Consider the following 2,432-nt stretch of genomic DNA (forward strand, 5'->3'; position numbering starts at 1 on the left):
GCTGCAACTGGATCACATCGCGGTGCTGGGCGAGAGCCTCGAGGAAGCGGTTGCCCACACCGAGGCGGCGGCGGGCGTGCCGATGCTGCCGGGTGGCGCACATGAGCGCTACGGCACCCACAACCAGCTTCTCGGGCTGGGCGGCGTCTATCTCGAAGCCATCGCCATCGACCCCTCGGCCGAGCCCCCGGAGGGCCCGCGCTGGTTCGGGCTCGACCGGTTCCACGGGCCGGCGCGGCTCGACAAGTGGATCTGCCGGGTGAGCGACATGGACGCGGCCCTTGCGGCGCTGCCCATGGCGGGCCGGCCGGTGGAACTGGCGCGCGGCCGGCTGCGCTGGATCATGGCGGTGCCCGAGGACGGGCTCCTGCCCTATGACGGCGTCTTCCCGGCGCTGATCCAGTGGCTGAGCCCGGTGCCCGCGGGCGCCATCCTCTCGGCCTCCGGCACGCGGCTCGAGGGGCTCGAGGTCATCCACCCGCAGGCCTCAGAGTTGCAGGCGCTGCTGGCGCCTTGGCTCGACGCGCCGATGGTGCGCTTCACCACCGGCGCCAAGCCCGGTCTGCGGGCCGAACTGCGCACGCCGCAGGGCCACCCGCGCGTGCTGCAGTGATCGTCCGTCCGGCCAACGCGTCGGACGCGGCAGCGCTCGAGGCACTGTGGAACCCGTGGATCGAGACCACCGCGATCACCTTTTCGACCGAGCTCAAGACCACCGAGGGCATCGCCACCGACATCGCGGCACGGGGGCCCGCCTTCCAGGTTGCCGAGGACGCCGGCACGCTGCTCGGATTCGCCACCTTCTTCCCGTTCCGCGGCGGGCCCGGCTATGCCCGGACCAAGGAGCACACCGTCATCCTCTCCCCCGAGGCAAGAGGTCGCGGGGCGGGGCGCGCGCTGATGGATGCCATCGAAGAGGTCGCGCGGGGGCAGGGCGTGCATTCGCTCTTCGCCGGCGTGTCTTCGGAAAACCCAGCGGGCATTGCGTTTCACGCCGCCATAGGCTTCCGCGAGGCTGCCCGCCTGCCGCAGGTCGGCTGGAAATTCGGGCGCTGGATGGATCTTGTGCTGATGCAGAAATTTCTCTGAACCGCGCTGACAGTCCGCGCGGGACCGCGTAGAATCCGCCCATGTCGATCTGGACCCGCATAACCGAAGCGCTTTCGGCGCTGGCGAAGGGCGAGGGGCTGGGTGCGGTGTTCGACCGCCTTCGCCAACCGCCCGAGCGCAGCGTTGCCTTCACCATCGCCGTCATCGCGCTCTCCGCCAAGATGGCCAAGGCGGACGGGCAGGTGACCCGCAACGAGGTCGCCGCCTTCCGCGAGATCTTCTCGATCGCGCCCGAGGACGAGAAGGCCGCGGCGCGCGTCTTCAACCTCGCGCGGCAGGAGGGGAGGGCCGCGCCGGGGGCGGCGCCCCGCCGCCGGCGGGGGGGGGGGGGGGGAGGGGAATTGCCCCGCCGCATCCGCCGCATGTTCGACGACACCAAGGGGCCGGTCTGCGACCTGCTCGAGGGGCTGTTCTACATCGCCATGGCGGACGGGCACTACCACCCGGCCGAGGAGGCCTTTCTCGACCGCGTGGCCGAGATCTTCGAGATCCCGGCGGCCGAGTACCGCGCCGTCCGCGCCCGCTTCGTGCCCGACGCGGTGCCCGATCCCTATGCCGTGCTGGGGGTCGATCCGGCGACGCCGCTGCCCGAGATCCGCAGCCACTGGCGGCAGCTGGTGCGCGACAGCCACCCGGACGTGATGCAGGCGCGGGGCGTGCCGCCAGAGGCGGTGAAGCTGTCCGAGAAGCGGCTCATCGACATCAACCGCGCCTGGGAAGAGATCTCGGCGCAGCGCGCGGCCTGAGGCCGGGCGGGTGCGGCTCGCCACCTACAACATCGAATGGTTCGACGCGCTCTTCGACGACTCCGGCCGGCTGCTGGCGGATGGCGGCTGGTCGGGCCGTCACGACATCACCCGGCGCGACCAGGCCGAGGCGCTGGGCATCGTCTTCACCGCCATGGACGCCGACGCGGTGATGATCATCGAGGCCCCGGACACGGGCTCGCGGCGCTCGACCGTACGCGCGCTCGAGGCTTTTGCCGAGGCCTATGAGCTGCGCACGCGGCGGGTGCTGACCGGCTTCGTCAACGAGACCCAGCAGGAGATCGCGCTGCTCTACGATCCCGCGCTCCTGAGCGCCCGTCATGCGCCGCTGGGGCAGGTGACCGGCAGCCACGGCTCGCCGCGATTCGACGGGGTGTTCCGCATCGACCTCGACATCGACGCCACCGAGGACCGGGTGGTGTTCTCGAAGCCGCCGCTCGAGGTCGAGGCGGTGACCGCAACGGGGCACGTGCTGCGGCTCATCGGGGCGCATCTGAAATCGAAGGCGCCGCACGGGGCGCACAACCGCGACCAGGTGATGCGGCTGGGCATCGC

General features: G+C 71.3%; 3 protein-coding genes and 1 pseudogene. All 4 read left to right on the top strand.

The window, feature by feature from the left end:
• Nucleotide 1: 1 nt before the first annotated feature.
• Nucleotides 2-613 carry a VOC family protein gene (locus HC022_RS24075; protein ID WP_167454083.1) on the top strand — a complete coding sequence of 204 codons (612 nt, stop codon included), beginning with the start codon at nucleotides 2-4 and terminating at the stop codon, nucleotides 611-613.
• Nucleotides 610-1,089 carry an N-acetyltransferase family protein gene (locus tag HC022_RS24080; RefSeq protein ID WP_368484727.1) on the top strand — a complete coding sequence of 160 codons (480 nt, stop codon included), beginning with the start codon at nucleotides 610-612 and terminating at the stop codon, nucleotides 1,087-1,089. The genes HC022_RS24075 and HC022_RS24080 overlap by 4 nt, the downstream gene beginning before the upstream one ends.
• A gap of 41 nt (nucleotides 1,090-1,130) precedes the next feature.
• The gene (locus HC022_RS24085; RefSeq protein WP_167454084.1) at nucleotides 1,131-1,856 is read left to right on the top strand and encodes a molecular chaperone DjiA; all 726 of its coding nucleotides are present in this window, start codon (nucleotides 1,131-1,133) and stop codon (nucleotides 1,854-1,856) included.
• A gap of 10 nt (nucleotides 1,857-1,866) precedes the next feature.
• Nucleotides 1,867-2,432, top strand: a pseudogene (locus HC022_RS24090) (endonuclease); the annotation flags it as partial.

The organism is Salipiger sp. HF18 (assembly GCF_011806505.1).
GTDB classification, from domain to species: Bacteria; Pseudomonadota; Alphaproteobacteria; order Rhodobacterales; family Rhodobacteraceae; genus Salipiger; species Salipiger thiooxidans.